Below are 22,821 nucleotides of genomic sequence, written 5' to 3'. Positions count from 1 at the left end.
CTTTTAGTAAAGTACAGTCTATTTAAAGTATCTGTTGTAAAGTCCTTCAAATGCACAACCGTGTCTAGCTTCATCCTTCGCCATTTCATGAACGGTATCGTGGATTGCGTCAAGGTTCTGCTTCTTAGCCATTGCAGCAAGCTCTTTCTTACCTGCGCAGGCACCGTTTTCAGCTTCAATTCTCATTTCAAGATTTTTCTTTGTTGAGTCCGTCACAACTTCACCTAGAAGTTCGGCAAACTTCGCTGCATGCTCGGCTTCTTCCCAAGCTGCTTTTTCCCAATAAAGGCCAATTTCAGGATAGCCTTCTCTATGAGCAACTCTTGCCATTGCAAGGTACATGCCCACTTCTGAACATTCTCCTGTGAAGTTTGCTCTCAAGCCTTCGATAATTTCAGGATCGACACCCTTAGCAACTCCGACTACATGCTGGTCAGCCCATTCTTTCGCACCTTCATCTGCTTTGATGAATTTATCTGCGCCTACCCCGCACTGCGGACATTTTTCCGGAGCCTCAGCACCCTCATAAGTATAACCGCAAACTGAACAAGTCCATTTCATAATTCCATCCTCCAATTTCTAATTATTTTTTACTATGTAATCACTCCATATACGACTGGTTTAAAAGACCGATTGAAGTGATACGTTATGTATTCATTATAACTCATTTATACCTATAAAATAATAGATTAAACATGATTTTTTGAAATTTTGAAATAAAGAAAGCGGAAATGGCGGAACAAAAAAGGAATGACCGCCCGGTCTCAAACGACTTGAAAAAAAGCAGATAATTTGATATGATTTAAAAATATGAATAGCAATATTGCAAGGGAAAAGGGAGAACAGATATGGCTGAAATGTTTTATAAATCAGAAGGATGCAGCAGACGCAGAAGGGTGAAGAGAATCGCATTCCTTGCAACCGTTATGGTGCTTGTCTTTAATCTGACAGGGTGTGCCACTTTTGATAATTTTAAGGGCGCTTTTATAGATAAAAAGGGGGAACCGGAGGCAACGGTACGAATCGGCGTCTTTGAACCGCTTAGCGGAAAAGATAAAGAGATGGGGGCGATGGAGATCCGGGGAATCGAACTGGCTCACGCCATGTTCCCGCAAGCGTTGGGAAAAGAAATCGAACTGGTCTACGGAGATAATAAATCCGATATGAATGTTGCGGAGAGCGTAGCACAGGAGATGGTAGACAAACGGGTCTCTATTGTGCTTGGCAGCTATGGAAGCGTCAATTCGCTGGCGGCAGTAAAGACTTTTGAAAAGGCGAAGCTGCCCGCTATAGCTATAACCAATACGAATCCGTTGGTAACAAGCTACAACCCTTTTTATTTTAGGGTTTGTCTGCTGGATTCCTTTCAGGGAGTCGCGCTGGCAAAGTATGCGGTAGAAGCCTTAAAGGTCAATACAGCGGCGATCATGAGGCCGGAGAATGATGATTATGCTATAGCTGTTTCGCAGACCTTCTCGGATAAATTGATACAAATGACGGGAAATGCCAATGCAGTGGTGGTTTCCTGCGATTATGAAGAAGACCGGAAGGAACAGGTGAAGGAGGATCTTCAAAAGATAAAAGAATCAGGTGCCCAGGTGGTCTTTTTACCGGTTAAGCTGGAGGAAGCGGCTAAGATTTTAAAAGAAGCCAGAAAAATGGGAGTCACCGCCCTATTTCTGGGGACAGATCAGTGGGACTCATCTAAACTGGTAGAACTGGCGGGAAAAGAGGCTGCCGAGAATGTCTCTTTCTCCACCATATTCGATCCCAATACGAATACGACGATTATGTCTGACAATTTTAAGAAAGCGTACAAGGCTAAATATGGGCAGGATGCCGTTCCGGAAAGTGCGGCAGCTCTTGGATTTGATGCATATATGATTGCGGTGGATTCCCTGAACAAAACAGGTACGGCTCTGGACGGAGAAGCTCTCCGCAAAACCATTGCCAATACCAGAGAGTTTCCTGGAGCCTCAGGAACCATTACTTTTGACATGAACGGAGATCCGATAAAATCCGTGGTAGTGAAAAAAATCACGGCTGGACAGGCCATATCCGTTTACACCATGGAACCTGCCATTGTCAGCTTATATTAATCGGTTCATGAAAGTTCTGACCACATTGGTGATAGGACTTTGCAGCTTTTATACAAAAATTGTATAAAAGCGTGCGAAATATTTACTATTGAAACCAAGGTTTTTGTGGTAAAATAATAAAAAGTAGAAAAAGGAGAATTACAATGGAAGAAAAAATTAAAGAAGCTTTAGAAAATATCCGACCTTTCTTGCAGAGAGACGGAGGAGATATTGAGTTTGTTGAACTTACCCCAGAAAATGTCGTTAAAGTAAAATTACAGGGACATTGCGCAGGCTGTCCGGGTGCAACGATGACATTAAAAGCTGTGGTTGAAAGGCTTTTAAAAGAATCTTATCCTGAAATCGCAGGCGTAGAAAACGTTTAGTAAGAAAAAATGATAGAAAACGCTGAAAGAAAAAATCGATTTACAGCGCTTCTGATAACGGCTTTCATTGCAGTGGGGTGCCTGATCGCATTTCCACTGCTTTTTAGTGGATGCAGTAATGGAGTCGCACCGTCTGAGAACCCCGTTCCTCAGCAGCCGGAGCAGCCTATTGATTTAAATATCCTGTGCGTAGGGGATGTCATGGTGCATAGATCTCAGTTAGCGAGTCAATACGATTCAAGTACGAAGAAGTACGATTATACAAACAATTATAGATATGTAAAAGATTATATTAGTCAGGCGGATCTGGCTCTGTGTAATGTGGAGACGACCTTTGCAGGAGCACCCTATTCGGGTTACCCGGACTTCTGTGCTCCCGATGAGCTGGCAGATGCTTTGAAAGATGCCGGGTTTGATGTGGCTATCACCTCCAACAATCACATGATGGACAGGGGAGGATACGGGTTGAAAAGAACGGTTGAAGTCCTTAGGAATAAGGGATTTCTTACAGCCGGAAGCCGCCTCGATCCACAGGAAAAACGGTATGCCATGATTGAAGTGAAGGGGGTCAAGGTAGCCGTCGTGCCTTATACCTATGAAACCCCTGTAAGCGGAACCGGTACAGGAATAAATGGGAGGGTGATCTCTTCCGAAAATGCAGAGCTTATTAATTCGTTCAGTTATCAGACGCTTGATCAGGATTTAGAGCAGATAAAAAGGACCTGCGACGAGGCAAGAACAGATGGTGCTGAAATTGTCATACTTTATTACCATTGGGGAGAAGAGTATCAGACTTCCGCGAATCGGTGGCAGCGATATATAGCGCAGCAAAGTGCGGATCATATGAATGTGGACATGATTTTTGCATCGCATCCTCATGTGCTGCAAGAAATGGAATATCTGAAAAGTCAGAAGGACGGTAAAGAGATTCCTGTATTTTTCAGTATGGGGAACTTTATTTCAAATCAGAGAATAGAGACCCTTGACAACCGATATACTGAAGAGGGTATCCTTGCTAAAGTGCATTTAAAATATCTGAAATCACAGGGCAAAATTACAGACATAAAAATGAGCGCAATACCGACCTGGGTCGAAAAATATACAACGGGGAGCAAGCCTATCTATGAAATTATTCCTTTAGATGATAACCTGCAAAAGAATGAAACGCTGAAAGCCTCCGGACATTTATCCAGGGCAGAAGCGGCATTGGAGGATGCAAATGGATTACTTAAAAAGGATTGAAGAATCAAAAGAAGAAATAGTGAAGACTCTTCAGGAGCTTATCTCCATTAAAAGTGCGGAAGAGAAGCCCACTGCTGACGCACCCTTTGGAAAGGGCATAGCCGAAGCTTTTGATTACATACTAAAGAAGGCCGAAGCGGATGGGTTCGATACGGAAAACGCGGATAATTATGGCGGGCATATTGAATTTGGCGGATATTTTCTCGATGAAAACGGGCAGATCACCGGAACCAGCGATGAAGTTATGGGAATTATCGGCCACTTGGACGTGGTTCCGGAGGGTTCGGACTGGGAGTACGAACCCTATGGCGGAGTTGTTGCAGATGGTAAAATTTATGGCAGAGGGGCTATTGATAACAAAGGCCCCGTGGTGGCAGCGTATTATGCGATGAAGGCTCTTAAGGATAGCGGGTACATGCCGGAGAAAAAAGTGAGACTTATTTTGGGGCTGGATGAAGAGACGAATTGGAAAGGGATGCATTATTACCTATCCAAGGTGAAGGCACCGGATTTTGGATTCACACCGGATGCAGAGTATCCGGCTATTCACGGAGAAATGGGAATTTTAGTTTTTCAACTGGCTAAAAAAATCGGAAAGACTACCGGAAAGGGCATTGAACTCAGAAGTCTTACCGGCGGTACTGCCGCAAATTCAGTGGCAGATTACGCCAGAGCCGTCATACGGGCGGATAAGATGGAAGCCTATGATAAAGTAAAAGAATTGGCGGCCCGCTATAGAAATGAAAAATGTTCGGAGAAGGGGCAGATCGCCTATGGAGCCAGATTGAACTGCAAAGGTGTGGGGAAAAGTTTAGAAATTGTGGCGCAGGGTATTTCAGCTCACGGAGCTACGCCGGAGTGCGGAGTCAATGCGATTTCCCTTCTGATGGATTTTTTGGGAGAGCTTGACATAATCAATGATGATGTCAATGAATTCGTTGGATTCTATAACCAGTATATCGGATATGAAACGGATGGAGCGGCCCTTGGCTGCGATCTTTCCGATGAGCCTTCCGGAAAATTGGTATTGAATGTGGGCAAGGTCGATCTGGAAGGAGAAGCCGTCATACTCACTCTAAATATAAGGTATCCCGTTACCCTTACCGATGATGCGGTGTACGGTGCGTTAATGCCCGTGATAAATAAATATAATATGGGCATTATTAAAATAAAAAATCAGCTTCCTATTTATATGCCGGCGGATAATCCGATGATTAAGACCCTGATGGAAATCTACGGGGAGCATACAGGAGATACGGAAAGAGAGCCTATCGTTATAGGCGGAGGAACCTATGCCAGGGCAGCAAAAAATATTGTGGCATTTGGAAGCATTTTTCCGGGGGATCCGGATCCGTCTCACCAGCGAAATGAATATATCGAAATAGATAAACTGATTTTAAATGCGAAAATTTTTGCAGATGCTATTTACAGATTAACACACTGAGTGTATAATACGTTACATAATTGTTTCAGGGGGAGGTGCAAATCCTCACCGGCGGTAATGAGCTTAGCTACGAGTCCGCGAGCCGAAAGGCAGAATGGGTCAGATCCCCATACCGACGGTATAGTCCGGACGAAAGAAACAGGCATATTTTTTATATGCGTTTATTTCAGTTGAGCAGGCCCTGAGAGAAATCTCAGGGTTTTTTAGTGCCGTAAGAGAGAGAATCTCCCATTATAAAAAGATTGAGAGGAACTAGATAAATGACTTCACAAAATAAAACGATAAAACTGGCCAAAATGGGCATGCTGGTAGCAATTTCAGTGGTTTTGGTCTACTTGGTGCATTTTCCGATTTTTCCTGCCGTACCCTTTCTGGAATATGATCCCGCAGACATTCCGATCTTGATCGGTACGTTTGCCTTTGGACCCATGGCGGGCCTTCTGCTGGCAGCGGTCACCGCAGTGATTCAGGGAATTACCGTAAGCGCTGCAAGCGGCTTATACGGTATCATCATGCACATACTGGCCACGGGAGCTTTTGCTCTGACAGCAGGACTATTATACAGGGGAAGGAAAAATAAGAGAGAAGCTGTTCTTGCCCTGGTTTCGGGTTCCATTGTGATGACCATCGTAATGATTATCGCAAATTTGATTATCACGCCGTATTATACGGGATGGCCTGTTAGTACAGTCAAAGATCTGATGGGCTTTATCGCAGGCTTTAACTTGATAAAAGCCGGTGTGAATTCCGTGATGACCTTTTTCTTATATAAGAGAATCTCCGGGTTCTTGCACAGATAGCCGGATGCTGCAATGAAATAAAAATGATCAAATGCCTTGATTCTTTTGTCAGGGCATTTTAATATGTTATTAAAACGGATAGTGTGGTACAATAAAAGGTATGAGTAAATTAGTGATAAGAGATGAAAAACAAACGAGGAAATTCGGGTTAAAGCTTGCGGACAAACTGAAATCAGGAAATATTGTTGCCCTGATAGGGGACTTGGGAACAGGTAAAACGGCACTGACCAAATATATTGCAGAGGGGCTTGACGTCAAAGAAACCATTACAAGTCCTACTTTTACGATTGTTCAGGAATATCAGGACGGACGGCTGCCGCTCTACCATTTTGACGTGTACCGTATAAAAGATGTGGAAGAAATGTTTGAAATCGGATATGAAGAGTATTTTTTCGGAAACGGTGTGTGCATTGTGGAATGGGCAGATCTGATTTCAGAGATTATTCCGGAGGATGCCATCGTGATCCATCTTTCGTATGGGGAACGTGAAGGGGAAAGAATATACGACATAAAAGGACTGGAGGCGGGTCTATGAATATATTAGCGATTGAGACCACAGGAGCATCGGCCTCTGTGGCAGTTATTGATGAGAAGGGTCAGATTTTTGAGGAAGCTTCTTCGGAAACGCTGAATCATTTGCAGTTTTTAATGCCAATGGTGGGAAAGGTGCTCGAAAAAAGTAAATTGCAGATAGGCGATTTGACAGCAATCGCAGCATCGGAAGGCCCGGGTTCCTTTACAGGTATCCGAATCGGCGTCTCTTCCGCCAGAGCGTTGGCGCAGGCACTGCAGATTCCTTGTATCAGTGTGCCTACCTTAAAGACCTTTCTTTATAATGCGGAATCGTATCAGGGGGTGTATTGCCCTATCTTTAATGCCAGAAGAAGTCAGGTATACGGAGGCGCCTATAAGTGGAAAGGTGACTCTATATGGGAAGTGGTAGAAGGAAATGCTTATATGCTTGCCGAGCTTTTAGAAGCACTTGAGTCTGCTTTAAGGGAGAAAGCAGAGGAAGTCACTTTTTTTGGAGATGGTGTCGAAGCATATAAGGCTCAAATAGAGGAATGGCAAAATTCATCGTTAAATAGCAATATACAAATTAAGTTTGCGGATGCTGGAATTCGCTATCAAAAAGCGTCTTCTGCCGCAAAATTGGCATTTGAATTATATAAAGAAGGAAAAACGTGTCCGTACGACGAATTAAAGCCCAATTATATGAGAAAAGCTGAAGCGGAACGAAAATTGGAAGAAGCAAAAGCCGCACAAAGCAACCGGTGAGTGCTATGAGTGACTTGATGATCAGAGCTGCGGCAGAGCAGGACATAAGAGCCATGGCGGATTTGGACAAAATTTGTTTTGCCGATCCGTGGAGTGAAGAAGCTTTTCGAGAGGAGCTTACAGAAAATGACAGGGCTTTTTATATTGCCGCGGAAATTGACGGAAAGCTTGTGGGATATGCGGGGTTATGGGCTATTTTCGACGAAGGGCACATCACAAATGTAGCGGTATCTCCTGACTACAGGAGAAGAGGAATCGGCAGAGCCATCGTTGCTACGCTGATCGACGCAGCGGAGGAGAACGGATTGAACAGTTTCACACTGGAAGTCCGGGAATCCAATCTGCCGGCACAAGGCTTATATAAAGAATTTAATTTTAAATCAGCAGGAATCCGAAAGGGTTACTATTTGGATAACGGTGAAAACGCTATTATTATGTGGCGCAACCATGAATAAAACAGATAGCCTTTGAAATACTAAGATAAAAGTGTATTTTGGAGGTGTTTTGAAATGACCACGTACTATGGCAGCAACAAGAACAGGGACAATCATTATTATAACAGCAGTGAAGATTATTATGATGATATGAGTCATCCCGTTTCCACGTGCAGCAGATTTGAGAGAAGACATGATTTCAGTACATTTAATATGTCGGATTATATGTCCTGTGAAAATTGCAGGCACTTATCCGCGGATAACGAGTGCATTGCGCGTGAGGACACAAATATTGGGAGAATGGAATGAAAAACGGAAAATTTTTAACAATGGGAATTGAATCAAGCTGTGATGAGACTTCGGTAGCCTTGCTTCTGGAAGGGAGAGAAGTGCTTTCCAACGTGATTGCCTCACAGATCAAGATCCATCAAGTATTTGGAGGGGTCGTACCGGAAATCGCATCCAGACATCATTTGGAAAATGTCAATCAGGTGACCGATCAGGCGTTGAAAGAGGCCGGGGTCACACTGGATGATGTAGATCTGATCGGTGTAACATACGGACCCGGACTTGTGGGGGCATTACTTATCGGTCTGGCATCTGCAAAGGCGTATGCTTTTGCGAAGAATATTCCTTTAGTGGGAGTACATCATATACAAGGGCACATTAGTGCCAATTACATACAGTATCCTGAACTGGAACCGCCTTTTATGGCTCTGGTGGTTTCAGGGGGACATACCAATATCGTAGAAGTCAACGATTATAATTCCTTTGAGGTACTCGGCGGTACCAGAGATGATGCGGCGGGAGAAGCCTTTGATAAAGTGGCCAGAGTGCTTGGGCTTGGGTATCCGGGAGGTCCCCTGATCGATCAGATTGCAAAAGAAGGAAATCCGGAGGCGATTCCATTTAAGCGGGTGTTTTTAGAAAAGGGCAGCTATGATTTCAGCTTCAGCGGCATCAAGACCGGTGTGCTGAATTATATCAATTCGGAGAAGCAGGCAGGAAGAGAAGTGAATCGGGCAGATGTGGCGGCCAGCTTTCAGCAGGCAGTTCTGGATGTCATTGTCACCAAGGCTGTTCATGCCGCAAAGGAAATGAAAAAAGACAAGCTTGTGCTGGCAGGAGGGGTGGCCGCTAACAGCAAGCTTCGAGAAATGCTGCAGGAGCAATGCGGAGATAAAGGAATCCAGCTTTATCGGCCTGCACCGATTTTGTGTACGGACAATGCAGCCATGATCGGCTGTGCGGCATATTACAAATACAAGGCCGGATTTGTCAGTGATCTGACTCTGGATGCTTATCCAAATCTGCCCCTTACAGATATTTGAAAGAGTAAAAATAATGGAGATATAATATGATAATACTTTCAGCGACGAATATAACCAAGACCTATGGAGTTGACATCATACTTCAAGAGGTCTCCTTTCATGTGAATGAAGGGGATCGGATTGGAATCGTTGGCAATAATGGTGCCGGAAAGACCACGCTGCTGAACATCCTGTGCGGAGAAATGCCGTGCGACGACGGAAATGTATTTATTTCTGCGAATACCAGCATCGGATATTTAAAACAGAGCCAGAATTTTGATTCGGATAAAACGTTAATAGAAGAGGTAACGGCCATTTTCAGCCATGTGGCAGACATGGAACGGGATATGGCTGAATTGTCTCAGGACATTGCAGAGAAGTCCTCAAGGGGAGAGAATGTAGATAAACTGCTTCAAAAATATGATGAAATAATGGAAGCCTACAACAGATGCAACGGATATAGTTATAAAAGTGAAATAAACGGCATATTAAATAGCATGGCTTTTACGGAGAACTTTTATGATAAAAAAATATCCACGCTGAGCGGCGGGGAGAAAACCAGACTGGCTCTTGCCTGCCTGCTTTTAAAGAAGCCGGATCTCTTGTTTTTAGACGAACCGACCAACCACCTGGATATCGGGACCTTAAAATGGTTAGAGCAGTATCTGAAATCCTACAGCGGAACCATTATTTTAATTTCCCACGATCGGTATTTCCTAGATCAGACGGTGAATCGGATATTTGAGGTAGAGAATCATAAGCTGTATACATATCAAGGCGGATATTCCGAATACGCAGAAAAGAAGCGCCAGAGGCGGGAAGAGGAATGGCGGAAATATGAAGGACAGCAAAAGGAAATCGCCAAACAGGAGGAAATCATCCGAAGGTTTAAGCAGCACGGGACAGAAAAACTGGCTAAGCGGGCTCAGTCCAGAGAAAAACGATTATCTCATCTGGAGCTGGTAGAAAGGCCGGAAGCTTTAGCAGGGAAGATGAAAATCCACTTTAAACAGCAGTTTAAAAGCGGAAACGATGTAATCTTTACGGAAAAGCTTCAAAAGGGCTTCGGTTACGGGCAAAAGAGAAAAGAACTGTTTCACGATGTAGAACTGGACATCAAAAGAGGAGAGCGGATTTGTATTGTTGGACCGAACGGTGTAGGAAAGACCACTCTGCTTAAAATTTTGATGGGCGACATGGAGCCGGACAGCGGCAGATTGAAGATCGGACATAATGTCCAGTTTGGGTATTACGATCAGGAACAGCAAAATCTCAATCCTGCCAATACCGTCTTTGATGAAATGAAAGATTCCTATCGGTTGTATACGGATACAGAAATGAGAAGCTTGTTGGGGCGGTTTTTATTTAAAAATGAAAGTGTATTCTTGAATGTGGGAGCCTTAAGCGGCGGAGAGAAGGCAAGGCTGTCCTTACTGAAGCTCATGCTTTCCGGAGCAAATGTCCTGATTCTGGACGAACCGACGAACCATCTGGATATTACCTCGAAAGAGGTTTTTGAGGATGCCCTGCTGGATTTTCCGGGAACAGTGATCGTGGTATCTCATGACCGGTATTTCCTGAATAAGATTCCAACCAGGATCATGGAGCTGGATACAGACGGAATCACGGCATACCTAGGATCGTATGATTATTATATGGAAAAAAAGCAAGAAATTGCGTCGGGGAAAAAGTATCTGAATGAATTGAACAGTGCTCAGAATTCCGGGGGCATGGAAGCTTCTGCGGCGGTAGATTTCAATAATTTAAGCGCCAGCGAACAGAGAAGGATCAATAAGGAGCTGGAAGCTAAAGCAAGAAGAAAAGAACGGGAGCAGAAAAGGCTGGAAGAAGAAATTGAAAGCCTGGAAAAAGAAATGGCAGAGCTGGAAGAAGAAATGTGCAGAGAAGAGGTTTTCAGCGACCATGTACTTCTTGCAAAGTATCACGATCGGAGCGAGGAATGTAAGACAAAATTGTCGGAAGCTTACGATCATTGGGTTTTAGTTCAGGAAGAATAAGGCGAAATAGTGCGAAAATTTTGAGCAAATTTGTGTTAAAATTTATACAAAAATTTTTTAAAATGCACTTGCATATCCTATAACAGTAAATTATAATGAATTTTAGTCAATAGGACATAGAAAAATGAAAAGAAGTGAAATGTATAGGAAATATATAGTTTCTGAAGTATGGAGGTTAGTTATATGACATTTGACAAAATAAAGGAAATTATTATGGAGCAGTTAAGCGTAGACGAATCACAGGTGACTCTTGAAACTCATCTGATGAAGGATTTGGAAGCGGACTCATTGGATGCGGTGGAAATCATCATGGCGATTGAAGATGAATTCGACATTGAAGTGCCGGATGAAGATGCTGAGAAATTCCAATGTGTTGGTGACATTGTTAAGTACGTTGAAGAAAAATTAAACTAGTCATCAAAAGAAAGCCCGCCGATAGCGGGTTTTCGTTATTATTGAATAGGACTGGATATAAAAAGGAAATTGTGAAAGATGAAAAAAGGTTCAAAAATATCAAATGCGGTAATTAAGCGTTTACCCAGATACAGAAGATATCTGAATGAGCTCAACAGAAAAGGTGTGGATAAAATTTCTTCAAGAGAATTGAGTGATTTAATCGGGTATACCGCTTCTCAAATCAGACAGGACCTTAATAATTTTGGGGGCTTCGGTCAACAGGGTTATGGCTACAATGTAGAAGCATTATATAATGAAATCAGCAGCATTTTAGGACTCGATAAAGAATATAAAATGGTTATTGTGGGCGCAGGAAATCTGGGACAGGCAATCGCGAATCACACGTCCTATTATAAGGCCGGATTTGTTGTATGCTCTTTATTTGAAGTAAATCCAAAGCTGATAGGAATCAAGATAAATGACATTGATGTTCGGGACTGTGAGGAACTGGTTCAGTATATCGAAGACAATGCTATTGATATAGGGATTATTTGTACGACGAAGGATGCGGCACAGGAAGTAGCGGACAGAATGTCCTTTGCCGGTATAAAAGGAATCTGGAATTTTGCGGCAGTTGATTTGGAAGTGCCGGAATCTGTGGCGGTAGAAAATGTGCATTTGAGTGACGGATTGCACTCGCTGGCATATCATATTAATAGAAATCATTATTTATCATAGAAAATGAAAATAACCGTTTCAAAAGAAACGGTTATTTGTTATAGTGGAATGTATAATAGATTAACCCTCTATGATCGCATCAGTTGGACATGCGTTTGCACATGCGCCGCAATCAATACACTTGTCCGCATCTATGATTCTAGCGTTGTCATTCTCAGAAATTGCTTCCACAGGACATTCTGGTTCGCAAGCTCCGCAGTTGATGCAAGCATCTGTGATTTTGTAAGCCATTTTGATAATCCTCCTTTTTTAAAGTGCTCAAAAGCCAATTAGATTATATCAAAGGGAAATGGAGAAGTAAAGATGAAAGTTTATTCTCTTGTCGGAAAAAGTGGAACGGGGAAGAGTTATCAGGCTATGTCCGTATGCGGGAAAAAGGATATTCCTGCCATTATTGATGACGGCCTGTTCATATATGAGAGCCGTATCTTACAGGGACAGTCTGCCAAAAGGCAGGCGACGAAAATCGGGGCCATAAAAACAGCTCTTTTTACAGATGAAGAGCACCGTAAGGCAGTTGCTGAAAAAATAAAAGAAGTCGACCCGGACAAGATCTTAATCCTGGGGACATCTGTGGGAATGGTAGACAAAATTGCCGAAAGATTGGAGCTGCCGGAGATAGAAGAACGAATTTTTATCGAGGATATTACGACAAAGGCTCAAAGAAACGCAGCCAGAAAGCAGCGGGTGGAGTTGGGCAAGCACGTGATTCCGGTACCTGCAGGACAATTAAAGACAGATTTCTCGGGCTATTTTCTGCATCCCATTCGCATGATCAGAGGGTTTGGTTTCGGCAGTAAGGAAAATATGCAGGAACGGTCCGTAGTCCGGCCTACATACAGCTATTTAGGGGAATTTTTTATTTCGGATAAGGTGGTAAACGATATCGTATATTATTTGGGGGAACAGAATAAAGGCGTGCATTCGATTGTGCGGGTACTCACCCAAAATACAAAGACCGGTATAAGCCTGACGGTCATGGTAAATATGAGATATGGCAATAAGGTCATGGAATGTGCCAGAGAGCTGCAGCAGGAAATTACGGAACATGTGGCTTATATGACGGCCTTTAATATCAATTCCGTAGACGTGGAGGTCAAAGGGCTGATATAGACGGCCAGGGGAAAAAAGACAAGCTGGGAGAACACGATGGTAGTCAGAGAAAAAGTTAAGGATTTTAATGTGGATCATATATTTGACTGCGGCCAGTGCTTTCGGTGGAACAGAGAGCAGGACGGCAGTTATACCGGGATCGCTTTTGGCAAGCCGGTGAATATAAGTTTTGAAACATATATGGAAGAACAAGGTGAAGGCAGGCTTTGTATTGATAATATTGATGAGGCAGAGTTTGAAGAGCATTGGTGCGGATATCTGGATTTAAATCGGGATTATGGGGAAATTAAAAGGATTTTAGCCGAAAAAGATCCCATCATGGCGGAAGCTATAAAATCCGGACAGGGAATACGAATCCTAAGGCAGGATCCGTGGGAAACGCTGATTTCTTTTATTATCTCTCAAAATAACAATATCCCCCGCATAAAAAAGTGTATTGAGAGCTTATGTGAGCTGTTTGGAGAATCGGCAGGAAGCTTTCGGGGAAGAAACTATTTTGCTTTTCCAAAAGCACCGGTTCTCGCCCGGTTGACCGAAGAACAGCTGGCACCCGTCAGACTGGGGTATCGGGCCAAATATATCATTGAAACCGCGAAAAAGGTCGCAGCAGATCACGCCGGTGCCGAACCGACAGATACAGAGGAAATTTTACAAACGCTGGAGCAGCTTCCCCTGGCGGATACGGCAAAGGGGTATGCGTATTTGACCAGCCTGTGCGGTGTGGGACCTAAGGTGGCGAATTGCATATTATTGTTTGGAATGGCAAAACATGAAAGCTTTCCCATCGATGTGTGGGTTCGCCGGGTGATGCACCGATTGTATGGGATAGACGAAAAGGATATGAAACATATGGCAGATTATGCTGCCGACCATTTTGGTTCGTATGGGGGAATAGCACAACAGTATTTATTTTATCATATAAGACAGTTAGAAAAATGAGTAGCAAGGAAGGATGTACACATGCTTGGACCAATAGTAAATGCTGCCGCAATTGTTGTGTGCGGATTGGCGGGAACATACATAATAAAAGGAGTACCGGAGCGGTTTGAAAATTTGGTAATGAAGGCGATTGCTCTTTCGCTTATTTATATAGGAATATCCGGAGCATTAGAAAATAAACGGGTGATGATTTTAATCCTGAGCCTGGTAATCGGAGCCATTATAGGCGAGGCCATTAACATAGATGCACAAATGAATCGATTGGGAAAATGGGCGGAAGGGAAGCTGGGCTTTTCAGAGGGCAATTTCTCTAAGGGCTTCGTGACAGCCTCCATCTTATTTTGTACAGGCTCCATGTCTATAGTAGGTTCTTTGGAGAGCGGATTGCAGGGAAATCACGAAATGCTTTTTGCTAAAGCTATATTGGATGGGGTCATTGCCATTGTATTTGCCTCTCAATTGGGAGTCGGAGTGACGTTCTCCGCTGTGCCTGTTTTTCTTTATGAGGGGGGTATCGCTCTTGGGGCGACCTTTATGAAGGGATTGCTCACAAATGAAATCATCACGGAAATGTCTGCCGTAGGAAGTCTTTTGATCGCAGGAATTGGCTTTAATTTTATGGAAATAAAGGAGATCAAGGTAGCTAATCTGATCCCCGCTATCTTTCTGCCGTGGCTGTTTATCGTTGCAGAAGGAATGTTTGCATAATATCGATAAAATTGAAAAAAAACTATTGACTTTATAAAAGATTAGTTTAAAATAGAGTTAGCACTCAGGTTTAATGAGTGCTAACAAAACATAATAAATAATAAAATCAAATATATCAAACAGGAGGTATCAAAAATGAGTTTTGGAATCAAGCCGCTTGGCGCTAGAGTAGTAATTAAGATGGTTGAAGCTGAAGAAAAGACCAAGAGCGGGATCGTTCTTCCCGGACAGGCGAAGGAACAGCCTCAAATGGCTGAAGTAGTTGCCGTAGGCCCTGGAACAGAAGAAGAAAAGATGGAATTAAAAGCCGGAGATAAGGTGGTATTCTCCAAGTATGCAGGTACTGAAATCAAATATGCCGGTGAAGAATATACCATTATGAGCCAGAAAGATATTTTGGCAATCGTAGAATAGGAAAGAGGGGAATTAAAATGGCTAAAGAACTACATTATGGTGAAGACGCTAGACGAAAATTACAAGCAGGTGTTGATAAGCTTGCAGACACTGTAAAAATTACATTAGGGCCGAAGGGCAGAAATGTTCTTATTGAAAAGAAATTTGGATCGCCGGTCATTACCAATGATGGTGTGACAATTGCCAGAGAAATCGAACTGGAAGATGCCGTAGAAAATATGGGTGCACAGCTTGTGAAAGAAGTAGCAACAAAGACAAACGATGTTGCAGGTGATGGTACGACTACTGCTACCCTTCTTGCACAGATCATTATTAAGGAAGGCTTTAAGAATGTGGCTGCCGGTGCAAACCCTATGGTATTAAAGAGAGGTATCCAAGGAGCCGTAGATGTGGCTGTGGATGAAATCAAGAATATTGCAAAGACCGTGGAAAATAAGGACAGCATCGCTCAGGTCGCTTCTGTTTCCGCAGCGGATTCTACTATTGGCGAACTGATTGCAGAGGCCATGGAAAAGGTCGGCAAGGATGGCGTTATCACAGTGGAAGAATCAAAATCCATGGGAACAACGCTGGAAGTCGTAGAAGGCATGCAGTTTGACAGAGGATATTTATCCGCATATATGGTCAGCGATACAGAAAAGATGGAAGCCAATATGCAGAACCCTTACATCCTATTGACCGATAAAAAGATTTCAAACATTCAGGAGATCCTTCCGATTCTGGAGCAGATCGTTCAGCAGGGAAGAAAGCTTTTGATCATTGCAGAGGATGTGGACGGCGAAGCCCTTGCCACTCTGGTAGTAAATAAGCTGAGAGGAACATTTGACTGCGTAGCTGTCAAGGCTCCGGGATTTGGTGACAGAAGAAAAGCTATGATGGAGGACATTGCTATTTTAACGGGTGGTACAGTTATTTCCGAGGAAGTCGGATATGACTTAAAGGAAGCTACATTAGATATGCTAGGTACTGCTGCATCCGTTAAGGTAACGAAGGAAAATACAGTTATCGTGGATGGTTCCGGCAAGGCTGAAGAGATTCAGAACCGAATCAAACAGATCAAGCATCAGTATGAAGAATCGACTTCCGATTTTGATAAAGAAAAGCTTCAGGAAAGACTGGCAAAGCTTGCAGGCGGCGTAGCTGTTATTCAGGTAGGTGCTGCAACTGAAACAGAGCTGAAGGAAAGAAAATTAAGAATTGAAGACGCTTTGAACGCAACCAAAGCTGCGGTTGAAGAAGGTATCGTAGCAGGCGGCGGTGTTGCTCTTGTCAATGCTATTCCGGCTGTAAGCAAATATGTTGAGACCCTTTCCGGTGATGAAAAGACCGGCGCGGCAATCATTATGAGAGCTTTAGAAGAACCGGTTAGACAGATCGCTGAAAATGCGGGCTGTGAAGGCTCTGTTATTGTTGCTGAGGTCAAGAACAACAAGGCCGGTGTTGGATTCAATGCAGCCACAGAGGAATATGTTGACATGATCAATGCAGGTATCGTCGATCCGGCAAAGGTTACAAGATCCGCTCTTCAGAACGCCTCCTCCGCATCTGCAATGCTTCTTACAACAGAAGCTGGCATCGTAGATATAAAGAAGGATGAACCGGCTATGCCTCCTATGGGCGGCGGCGGTATGCCGGGCATGATGTAAAAACATCATGAAGCTGTGAAGAACCGTAAATATAATACAGTTAAAGGATGATATGCAGGGGATGTCTCAGAAAATGATTCTGGGGCATCCTGTTTTTTTTGCGGGAGCATACCCGTGAGAAACCCTTGTAATATTGTAGGTTTGTCAAACATATGTTACACCGTGCTTCAAAAAATTAAATAGAGTTTCTCTTGGGGAAACCCAGCCCAAAGGGCGCATAGGAAAGTTATTGTAGTTTGCATTATGCTTTTTTAGTTGTAATTTAAAATCATTGAATGAGTAGAACTTTGCTATCGCATAAAAATATTCATTATCCTTACGATGTGAGCGTTCCACTTTACCATTATGTCTTGGAGTATAAGGCCTTATCATTTTATGGATAATACCTTGTTCCTTAAGAGTCCGTTGGAATAGCGTTAACGTTGGATTTTTAGAAGTACCAAGACGTTTTGTAAATTCCTGTCCATTATCGGTCTGAACACATTCGATCTTAAATGGGAAAGCTTTAATAACTTGTTTAAGGAATTCAGAAGCAGAATAAGAGCTGTGTTCCTCAAAAGCAGCAAGATATCTAAAACGAGAGAATTCATCAATAGCAGTATATTGATAGAATTTCTTATCAGAAGCTTCGCCAACAAGGCAAGAGGATGGAACAAATTTAACATCAATTTGTACTCTTTGACCTGGATACTCCATTTGCTCATATTTTTTAGCAATATATTTAGGATTCTGAGGTTTCTTAGGGATCAAAGATTGCTTGATTAGTACTCGATAAAGCCCAGTAATGGATCTGGAATACCCACGCTGTCGCAGTTTGACCCAAAAGACAACAAGACCTGCATTTGGATTCCTACGACGCATATCATGAATGAGTTTAAGCTCATTTGCAGTATGCTGATTTTTATGGGAATGAGGCTTACGAGAAAGTTCTCTCAGGGACTCAATAGAACCATCATATCTACGCAACCAACGATAAATATATTGCCTGTTGTGATGATATCTGATAGCAGCTTTTGTAACGCCAAATCTTTGAGCATATTTAATTAAGGATAGACGATATTTCATATCTTGTGTTATACTTGCCATACGGGAGACCTCCAATTTGTGATGTTTTGGTTTGTGAGGAATTAAGCATAACACAATTTTAGCGTTTCCCGTATTTATTTTTTGTCTTAATGTAACACATGTATTGTAATCCTACAATACCCGTGAGAAACCCTTGTAATATTCCATTGAAATATAGTTTTGACTATGATAAAGTAAGAGCATAAAAAACAAAAATAAAAGCGGGGTACAAAGGTGGAAACCATTTTAATCGTAGATGATAGTTTTTTTAATATTCAGCTGCTGAAAGGAATACTGCAAAAGGATTACAACATTATATATGCAAGTGACGGAGAGAAAGGACTTGAAATCGCCAAAGTCATGCAGCCGTCTTTAATATTGTTAGATGTTGAAATGCCGGGACTGAATGGCTTTCAAGTGATGGAAAGACTACAGTCGCTGAAAGAAACTCAGCAGATTCCGGTGGTATTTCTTACCGGAGTAGATGATACGGCCACCGAAGAGAAAGCTTTTTTCTGCGGCGCAGTGGATTACATAAGAAAGCCTTTTTGCTGCAATGTGGTCTGTGCACGTGTGCGCACCCATATCAATATGTTCAAATACAGACAAATGCTTGAAGCACAGATGTATATCGACGTGCTGACCGGATTGTATACCAGAAAGCACTGCATTGATCATGTTAATAAGCAGTGGAAACAGTGCATTCAGGATAAAACGCCTTTTTCCCTGGGAATTGCAGATATTGACTTTTTTAAGAGGGTGAATGATACCTACGGACATCAGGAAGGGGACAGGGTATTGAACAATGTGGCCAATATCATGAAACAAAGTATGCCGGAAGAAAATAATTACATTGCCCGCGTAGGCGGAGAAGAGTTTTTTCTGATCTTAACTTCCGAAAACCGGGATCGGGTTTCAGAAGTTATACAACATGTGTGCAAAGCGGTGGGGCAGAAGTGCGTATGTAAGGCCGGCGGAAATTCGGATCAGGAAATAAACGTCACGATCAGTATCGGAGGGAGCACGATCATTCCTTCTGAGCGAGATTCTCTGGACGATTTTATAGCGATTGCGGATCAAATGCTTTACAAGGCAAAGAACAACGGCCGGAATCGAGTTGTATGGATTTAGTTAAATGCCATACCGCTGACATTTTTTTATCAGGGTGGAATGATCCACGCCGAGAGCGGAAGCAGCTTTTCGCTTGGAGCCATACTGAGCAATGGCACGGCGTATCATATCTGTTTCAAAGGACTCCACAGATTTCTTTAAATTTCCTTCAATAATCTGCCCATAAGACGGAAGGGCATCCGGGGATGGGGAAGAAAGCGGCACTACAGGTGAGATACCTAGGACTTGTTTTACTGTGGACGCATTTATTTCGCCGGTTCCGTTAATAACGACCATTCTTTCCATGATATTTTTCAACTCCCGTATGTTGCCCGGCCATGAGTACTCGTGAAGGGCAGAAACGGCATCCGGAGTCAGAGATGCCAGTTTGACGTATTTTTTGTTATACTTCTCAAGAAATTTATGGACTAAATCTCCAATATCTTCTTTTCTTTCTTTTAACGGAGCCAGATAAATAGGCACTACATTTAATCTATAATACAAATCCTCTCTAAAATTTCCTTCTGCTATAGCCTTTTTCAAATCCCTGTTGGTGGCGGCCAGAATGCGTACATCCAGCGGGATCACTTTGCTGCTTCCAATACGAAAGACTTCTTTTTCCTGCAATACCCGAAGCAGTTTGGTCTGCAGATCCAAAGACATATCCCCGATTTCATCCAGAAGAATCGTACCGCCGTTGGCGATTTCAAACAGGCCCGGTTTTCCGCCTTTTAAAGCCCCTGTGAAAGAGCCTTCTGCATAACCAAATAATTCGGATTCCAGCAGGTTGGCCGGAATGGCGGAGCAATTGATTTTCAAAAATGGCTTGGAGGTGCGGTTGCTGGATTTATAAATAAAATCGGCGATGATCTCTTTACCGGTCCCGCTTTCGCCGGTGATCAGGACGGTCACGTCGGTGGAGGCGATGGTCTGTGCTGTTTGAATCGCTTCCTTAAAGTTCGGACTGTTGGCCACTAAATTCAGATTATCCAGCTGGCGTTTTCTTAAATATTCCAGCTCGGCGTTGCTGCTGGCCTGCTGAGACTTCAACAGGGCTAAGGCGTCTTTCAGCTTTTCCAGCTGGTCGATGTCCTTATCATGGGCTACCGCATATTTTAACTCACCCTGGTCATCGAAGATGGGGATTCCTGTAATAAAAATCTTCTGATTGGAGGAAATGACGGTTCCCACGGCTTCCTTACGTTCTTTTGTACTTAAAACAGCAGGAATCACCCCATTGGTATAGAGCTTTTTTTCCTGGTTGATTTCATAAACACTCTTTCCTACAAAATCCTCTTTTTTCAATCCGCTGAAATCCAAATAAGCCTGATTTACATAGATGGTCTTTCCATTTTTATCAGAAACATAGATCGCATCGATTAAGTGGTTACAAATTTCCTCAAAGTCGATGTGATTTTGTTTGAATTGGTCCAAGGCGGTTTCCAGTAAAAAAAGTCTCTGCTGGAGAGATCGGTGCAGCTCTTTAGGAAAATCGGAATCCATAGCATGGCGCAGTGCGGCTGCACAGCTTTCGCATAGGTTTAAGATATTTAATTCCTGACTCATTGAAACCCTCCTTCATAAAGGAAAAACGACCATCGGTGATATTTTTCCTCAATATATATTAAAATTGGTGATATTTTTCCTCACTTTGCTTTCAGTGTACCATAAATTTGTCCCTTTGTGCACTCTTAACTTTTGGTAAAATTTTTTATTTTTCTAAGGAACGTTGAAAATATAGGGGTTTCGAGAAATGAGGAAAATTTCTCGAAAGATCATGACGGGCTTGGCATACGATTTGCGTTATAGATAATTAAAATTACAAGGTAAGACTTTTAACGAAGTTCTTCATACATGTTTAAAAAAAGTTATACAAATTATTTTAAGAAAAGAGAGGAAAAGATGATGGCAAAAACTATTATTACAGTGGCCACAACAGGAGCCTGGCCAAGCAGAAAGGACAATCCTAATATTCCTATTACACCGAGTGAAATCGCAGAGGATGTTTTTAAATGCTACAAGGCAGGCGCTGCCGTATGTCACCTTCACATGAGAGACGATGAAGAAAAGGGAACCATGGATACCAAAAAGTTTGAAGAAACCGTTGGTTTGATCCGTGAAAAATGTGACATCGTCATTAACTGTACCACAAGCGGAGACTTAAATGCTACAGACGAAACCAGACAGGCTCACTTAAAGAGCATCCGTCCGGAATTGGCTTCCTATGATTGCGGTTCCATGAACTGGCAGCATAACAGCCTGTTCATTAATCATCCGAAATTCTTGGAAGAATTGGGAAAGACCATGCAGGAATATGGTGTTAAACCGGAGATTGAAATTTTTGACGCCGGCATGATTTATAATTCTACCTACTATCTAAAAAAAGGAATTTTAAAAGCACCGCTGCACTATCAATTTGTCCTTGGAGCAGCAGGCGGATCGGCGGCTACAGTAGAAAATCTAGTATATTTGAAAAGTTTGATACCGGAGGGTTCCACTTGGTCTGCTCTGGGTATCGGAAAAGGACATGTTCCGATTATGATGGCTGCCATTGCCATGGGCGGACATGTACGAGTAGGAATGGAGGACAACGTATTTTATGGTCCCGGTGTTCTTGCGGAATCCAATGCGCAGCTGGTAACAAGAGCAGCTGACTTTATAAAGCTTGCGGGAAATGAAGTAGCCACTCCTGCGGACGCCCGTAAAATATTAGGTGTCTAAGCACAGGAGGGGAGCATTATGATTAAAAAAATAGCAGTTCTGGGAGCAGGAACCATGGGCCACGGCATTGCCGAGACGTTTGCTATGCACGGCTATCCTGTCAACCTTTATGAAACCTATGAACCCTTACGGAACACGGTAAAAGAAATCATAAAAAATGAGTTGGCATTTTTATGTGAAAATGGCATGATAAAAGAAAAGGATATACAGGACAGTATGGATCGAATCCAAATCTTTTCTGAGCTTTCAGAAGCCGTTTGCGACGTGGACTATGTGATTGAAGCAACGCCGGAAAAGGTCGAATTAAAGCAGGAGATTTTTGACCAGCTGGATAAGCTTTGCAAGCCGTCTGCCATTCTGGCCAGCAATACGTCCAGTTTGGCATTGATGGATATGATAAAGTATCTTCCGGCAGAACGACAAAAGAGAGTCATGGTCTGCCACTGGTACAATCCGGCACACCTGATGCCGATTGCTGAGCTGTCTTTCTTTGGAAACATGGAGGAAGTCACCTATAAAGAGGTGGAGGAACTGTATCAAAATTCAGGGAAACAGACGATAAAAGTTTTAAAGGATGTACCCGGACTGGTTGCCAACCGTATACAGCAGGGAGTGGCAAGAGAAGTATTTTCATTAATAGAAGAAGGAATCGCTTCTCCAAAGGATATCGATAAGGCGTTGAAGTTCGGGCCTGCTTTCCGATATGCTACAACGGGACAGCTGGAAGTAGCGGATATGGGCGGTCTGGACATCTGGTGCACGGTAGGGGATAATCTTCTGGCTGTGATGGATAATCGACAGGAAGCCAATCCCATCCTGAGACAAAGGGTTGAAGCAGGAAAGCTGGGAATGAAGTCCGGTGAAGGATTTTTCAGCTATCCGGCGGATAAAGTCGAAGAAGAAAAAAACAAATTCAACAAAAAGCTTATTATACAGCTCAAAGCATCTGAAAACTATATAGACGAATAACGCTTGTCTTTG

At 42.9% G+C, this 22,821-nt stretch carries 25 protein-coding genes and 1 riboswitch; of the genes, 21 read left to right on the top strand and 4 right to left on the bottom strand.

Going from position 1 to position 22,821, the window contains the following annotated elements; translation table 11 throughout:
• Positions 1–18 precede the first annotated feature (18 nt).
• Complete coding sequence (locus tag EQM06_RS10830) at positions 19–564, bottom strand: rubredoxin-like domain-containing protein (protein WP_128746857.1); 546 nt, start codon at positions 562–564, stop codon at positions 19–21.
• A gap of 284 nt (positions 565–848) precedes the next feature.
• Here EQM06_RS10830 and EQM06_RS10825 point away from each other — a divergent pair, with 284 nt between their 5' ends.
• The 13 genes from EQM06_RS10825 to EQM06_RS10765 all read left to right on the top strand — a co-directional run bounded on the left by EQM06_RS10825 (position 849) and on the right by EQM06_RS10765 (position 12,124).
• On the top strand, positions 849–2,099 hold the full coding sequence (locus EQM06_RS10825; RefSeq protein ID WP_128746453.1) for an ABC transporter substrate-binding protein: 1,251 nt from the start codon (positions 849–851) through the stop codon (positions 2,097–2,099).
• A gap of 143 nt (positions 2,100–2,242) precedes the next feature.
• Positions 2,243–2,464 (top strand): NifU family protein, encoded by a 222-nt coding sequence (locus tag EQM06_RS10820; protein ID WP_128746452.1) that lies wholly within the window; start codon positions 2,243–2,245, stop codon positions 2,462–2,464.
• Positions 2,465–2,473: 9 nt separating this feature from the next.
• The gene (locus tag EQM06_RS10815; protein ID WP_128746451.1) at positions 2,474–3,706 is read left to right on the top strand and encodes a CapA family protein; all 1,233 of its coding nucleotides are present in this window, start codon (positions 2,474–2,476) and stop codon (positions 3,704–3,706) included.
• Complete coding sequence (gene pepV / locus EQM06_RS10810; RefSeq protein ID WP_164914439.1) at positions 3,684–5,150, top strand: dipeptidase PepV; 1,467 nt, start codon at positions 3,684–3,686, stop codon at positions 5,148–5,150. Before EQM06_RS10815 ends, pepV begins: the two co-directional genes overlap by 23 nt.
• Positions 5,151–5,167: 17 nt before the next feature.
• A riboswitch (FMN riboswitch) is annotated at positions 5,168–5,295 on the top strand.
• Positions 5,296–5,410: 115 nt separating this feature from the next.
• On the top strand, positions 5,411–5,950 hold the full coding sequence (locus EQM06_RS10805; RefSeq protein ID WP_128746449.1) for an ECF transporter S component: 540 nt from the start codon (positions 5,411–5,413) through the stop codon (positions 5,948–5,950).
• A gap of 100 nt (positions 5,951–6,050) precedes the next feature.
• Positions 6,051–6,485: a tRNA (adenosine(37)-N6)-threonylcarbamoyltransferase complex ATPase subunit type 1 TsaE gene (tsaE, locus tag EQM06_RS10800; RefSeq protein WP_128746448.1), complete on the top strand. Its 435-nt coding sequence runs from the start codon at positions 6,051–6,053 to the stop codon at positions 6,483–6,485.
• Positions 6,482–7,228, top strand: coding sequence for a tRNA (adenosine(37)-N6)-threonylcarbamoyltransferase complex dimerization subunit type 1 TsaB (tsaB, locus tag EQM06_RS10795; protein WP_128746447.1), 747 nt, complete (start codon positions 6,482–6,484; stop codon positions 7,226–7,228). Before tsaE ends, tsaB begins: the two co-directional genes overlap by 4 nt.
• 5 nt (positions 7,229–7,233) lie before the next feature.
• A complete protein-coding gene (gene rimI / locus EQM06_RS10790; RefSeq protein WP_128746446.1) occupies positions 7,234–7,683 on the top strand; it encodes a ribosomal protein S18-alanine N-acetyltransferase in 450 nt (149 codons plus the stop codon).
• 54 nt (positions 7,684–7,737) lie between these two features.
• Positions 7,738–7,971, top strand: coding sequence for a hypothetical protein (locus EQM06_RS10785; RefSeq protein WP_128746445.1), 234 nt, complete (start codon positions 7,738–7,740; stop codon positions 7,969–7,971).
• Positions 7,968–8,993, top strand: a complete 1,026-nt coding sequence (gene tsaD, locus EQM06_RS10780) for a tRNA (adenosine(37)-N6)-threonylcarbamoyltransferase complex transferase subunit TsaD (RefSeq protein WP_128746444.1) — start codon at positions 7,968–7,970, stop codon at positions 8,991–8,993. Before EQM06_RS10785 ends, tsaD begins: the two co-directional genes overlap by 4 nt.
• Positions 8,994–9,019: 26 nt before the next feature.
• Positions 9,020–10,990, top strand: a complete 1,971-nt coding sequence (gene abc-f / locus EQM06_RS10775; RefSeq protein WP_128746443.1) for a ribosomal protection-like ABC-F family protein — start codon at positions 9,020–9,022, stop codon at positions 10,988–10,990.
• A 183-nt stretch (positions 10,991–11,173) separates the two neighbouring features.
• Positions 11,174–11,404 carry an acyl carrier protein gene (acpP, locus tag EQM06_RS10770; protein WP_128746442.1) on the top strand — a complete coding sequence of 77 codons (231 nt, stop codon included), beginning with the start codon at positions 11,174–11,176 and terminating at the stop codon, positions 11,402–11,404.
• A gap of 78 nt (positions 11,405–11,482) precedes the next feature.
• A complete protein-coding gene (locus EQM06_RS10765) occupies positions 11,483–12,124 on the top strand; it encodes a redox-sensing transcriptional repressor Rex (RefSeq protein WP_128746441.1) in 642 nt (213 codons plus the stop codon).
• Positions 12,125–12,184: 60 nt separating this feature from the next.
• Here EQM06_RS10765 and EQM06_RS10760 read toward each other — a convergent pair whose 3' ends face one another.
• Entirely contained in the window at positions 12,185–12,355 is a 171-nt protein-coding gene (locus EQM06_RS10760; RefSeq protein ID WP_128746440.1) for a DUF362 domain-containing protein, read from the bottom strand.
• 72 nt (positions 12,356–12,427) lie between these two features.
• On the opposite strand from EQM06_RS10760, the gene EQM06_RS10755 reads away from it, so the two are divergent.
• From EQM06_RS10755 to groL, 5 genes are all read left to right on the top strand, one after another.
• Entirely contained in the window at positions 12,428–13,237 is an 810-nt protein-coding gene (locus EQM06_RS10755) for an Asp23/Gls24 family envelope stress response protein (protein ID WP_128746439.1), read from the top strand.
• 36 nt (positions 13,238–13,273) lie between these two features.
• Complete coding sequence (locus EQM06_RS10750; protein ID WP_128746438.1) at positions 13,274–14,176, top strand: DNA-3-methyladenine glycosylase family protein; 903 nt, start codon at positions 13,274–13,276, stop codon at positions 14,174–14,176.
• A gap of 21 nt (positions 14,177–14,197) precedes the next feature.
• Positions 14,198–14,884: a DUF554 domain-containing protein gene (locus tag EQM06_RS10745; RefSeq protein ID WP_128746437.1), complete on the top strand. Its 687-nt coding sequence runs from the start codon at positions 14,198–14,200 to the stop codon at positions 14,882–14,884.
• 135 nt (positions 14,885–15,019) lie between these two features.
• Positions 15,020–15,298, top strand: a complete 279-nt coding sequence (locus EQM06_RS10740; protein ID WP_128746436.1) for a co-chaperone GroES — start codon at positions 15,020–15,022, stop codon at positions 15,296–15,298.
• Positions 15,299–15,315: 17 nt separating this feature from the next.
• Positions 15,316–16,944 carry a chaperonin GroEL gene (groL, locus tag EQM06_RS10735; RefSeq protein WP_128746435.1) on the top strand — a complete coding sequence of 543 codons (1,629 nt, stop codon included), beginning with the start codon at positions 15,316–15,318 and terminating at the stop codon, positions 16,942–16,944.
• Between the two features lie 144 nt (positions 16,945–17,088).
• Here groL and EQM06_RS10730 read toward each other — a convergent pair whose 3' ends face one another.
• Entirely contained in the window at positions 17,089–18,030 is a 942-nt protein-coding gene (locus EQM06_RS10730) for a DDE-type integrase/transposase/recombinase (RefSeq protein WP_128745740.1), read from the bottom strand.
• Between the two features lie 213 nt (positions 18,031–18,243).
• Here EQM06_RS10730 and EQM06_RS10725 point away from each other — a divergent pair, with 213 nt between their 5' ends.
• Positions 18,244–19,140 carry a GGDEF domain-containing response regulator gene (locus EQM06_RS10725; RefSeq protein ID WP_128746434.1) on the top strand — a complete coding sequence of 299 codons (897 nt, stop codon included), beginning with the start codon at positions 18,244–18,246 and terminating at the stop codon, positions 19,138–19,140.
• On the opposite strand, the gene EQM06_RS10720 is transcribed toward EQM06_RS10725, so the two are convergent.
• Complete coding sequence (locus tag EQM06_RS10720; protein ID WP_128746433.1) at positions 19,141–20,685, bottom strand: sigma-54 interaction domain-containing protein; 1,545 nt, start codon at positions 20,683–20,685, stop codon at positions 19,141–19,143.
• A 339-nt stretch (positions 20,686–21,024) separates the two neighbouring features.
• Between EQM06_RS10720 and EQM06_RS10715 the strand changes: the two genes are divergently transcribed.
• Positions 21,025–21,840 (top strand): BKACE family enzyme, encoded by an 816-nt coding sequence (locus EQM06_RS10715; protein ID WP_128746856.1) that lies wholly within the window; start codon positions 21,025–21,027, stop codon positions 21,838–21,840.
• Positions 21,841–21,858: 18 nt separating this feature from the next.
• Positions 21,859–22,809 (top strand): 3-hydroxyacyl-CoA dehydrogenase family protein, encoded by a 951-nt coding sequence (locus EQM06_RS10710; RefSeq protein ID WP_128746432.1) that lies wholly within the window; start codon positions 21,859–21,861, stop codon positions 22,807–22,809.
• Positions 22,810–22,821: the final 12 nt, after the last annotated feature.

This window comes from Aminipila luticellarii (assembly GCF_004103735.1).
Classification (GTDB): domain Bacteria; phylum Bacillota; class Clostridia; order Peptostreptococcales; family Anaerovoracaceae; genus Aminipila; species Aminipila luticellarii.
Note: the sequence above shows the minus strand (reverse complement) of the source record. Positions and strands in the feature narration are given on the sequence as shown.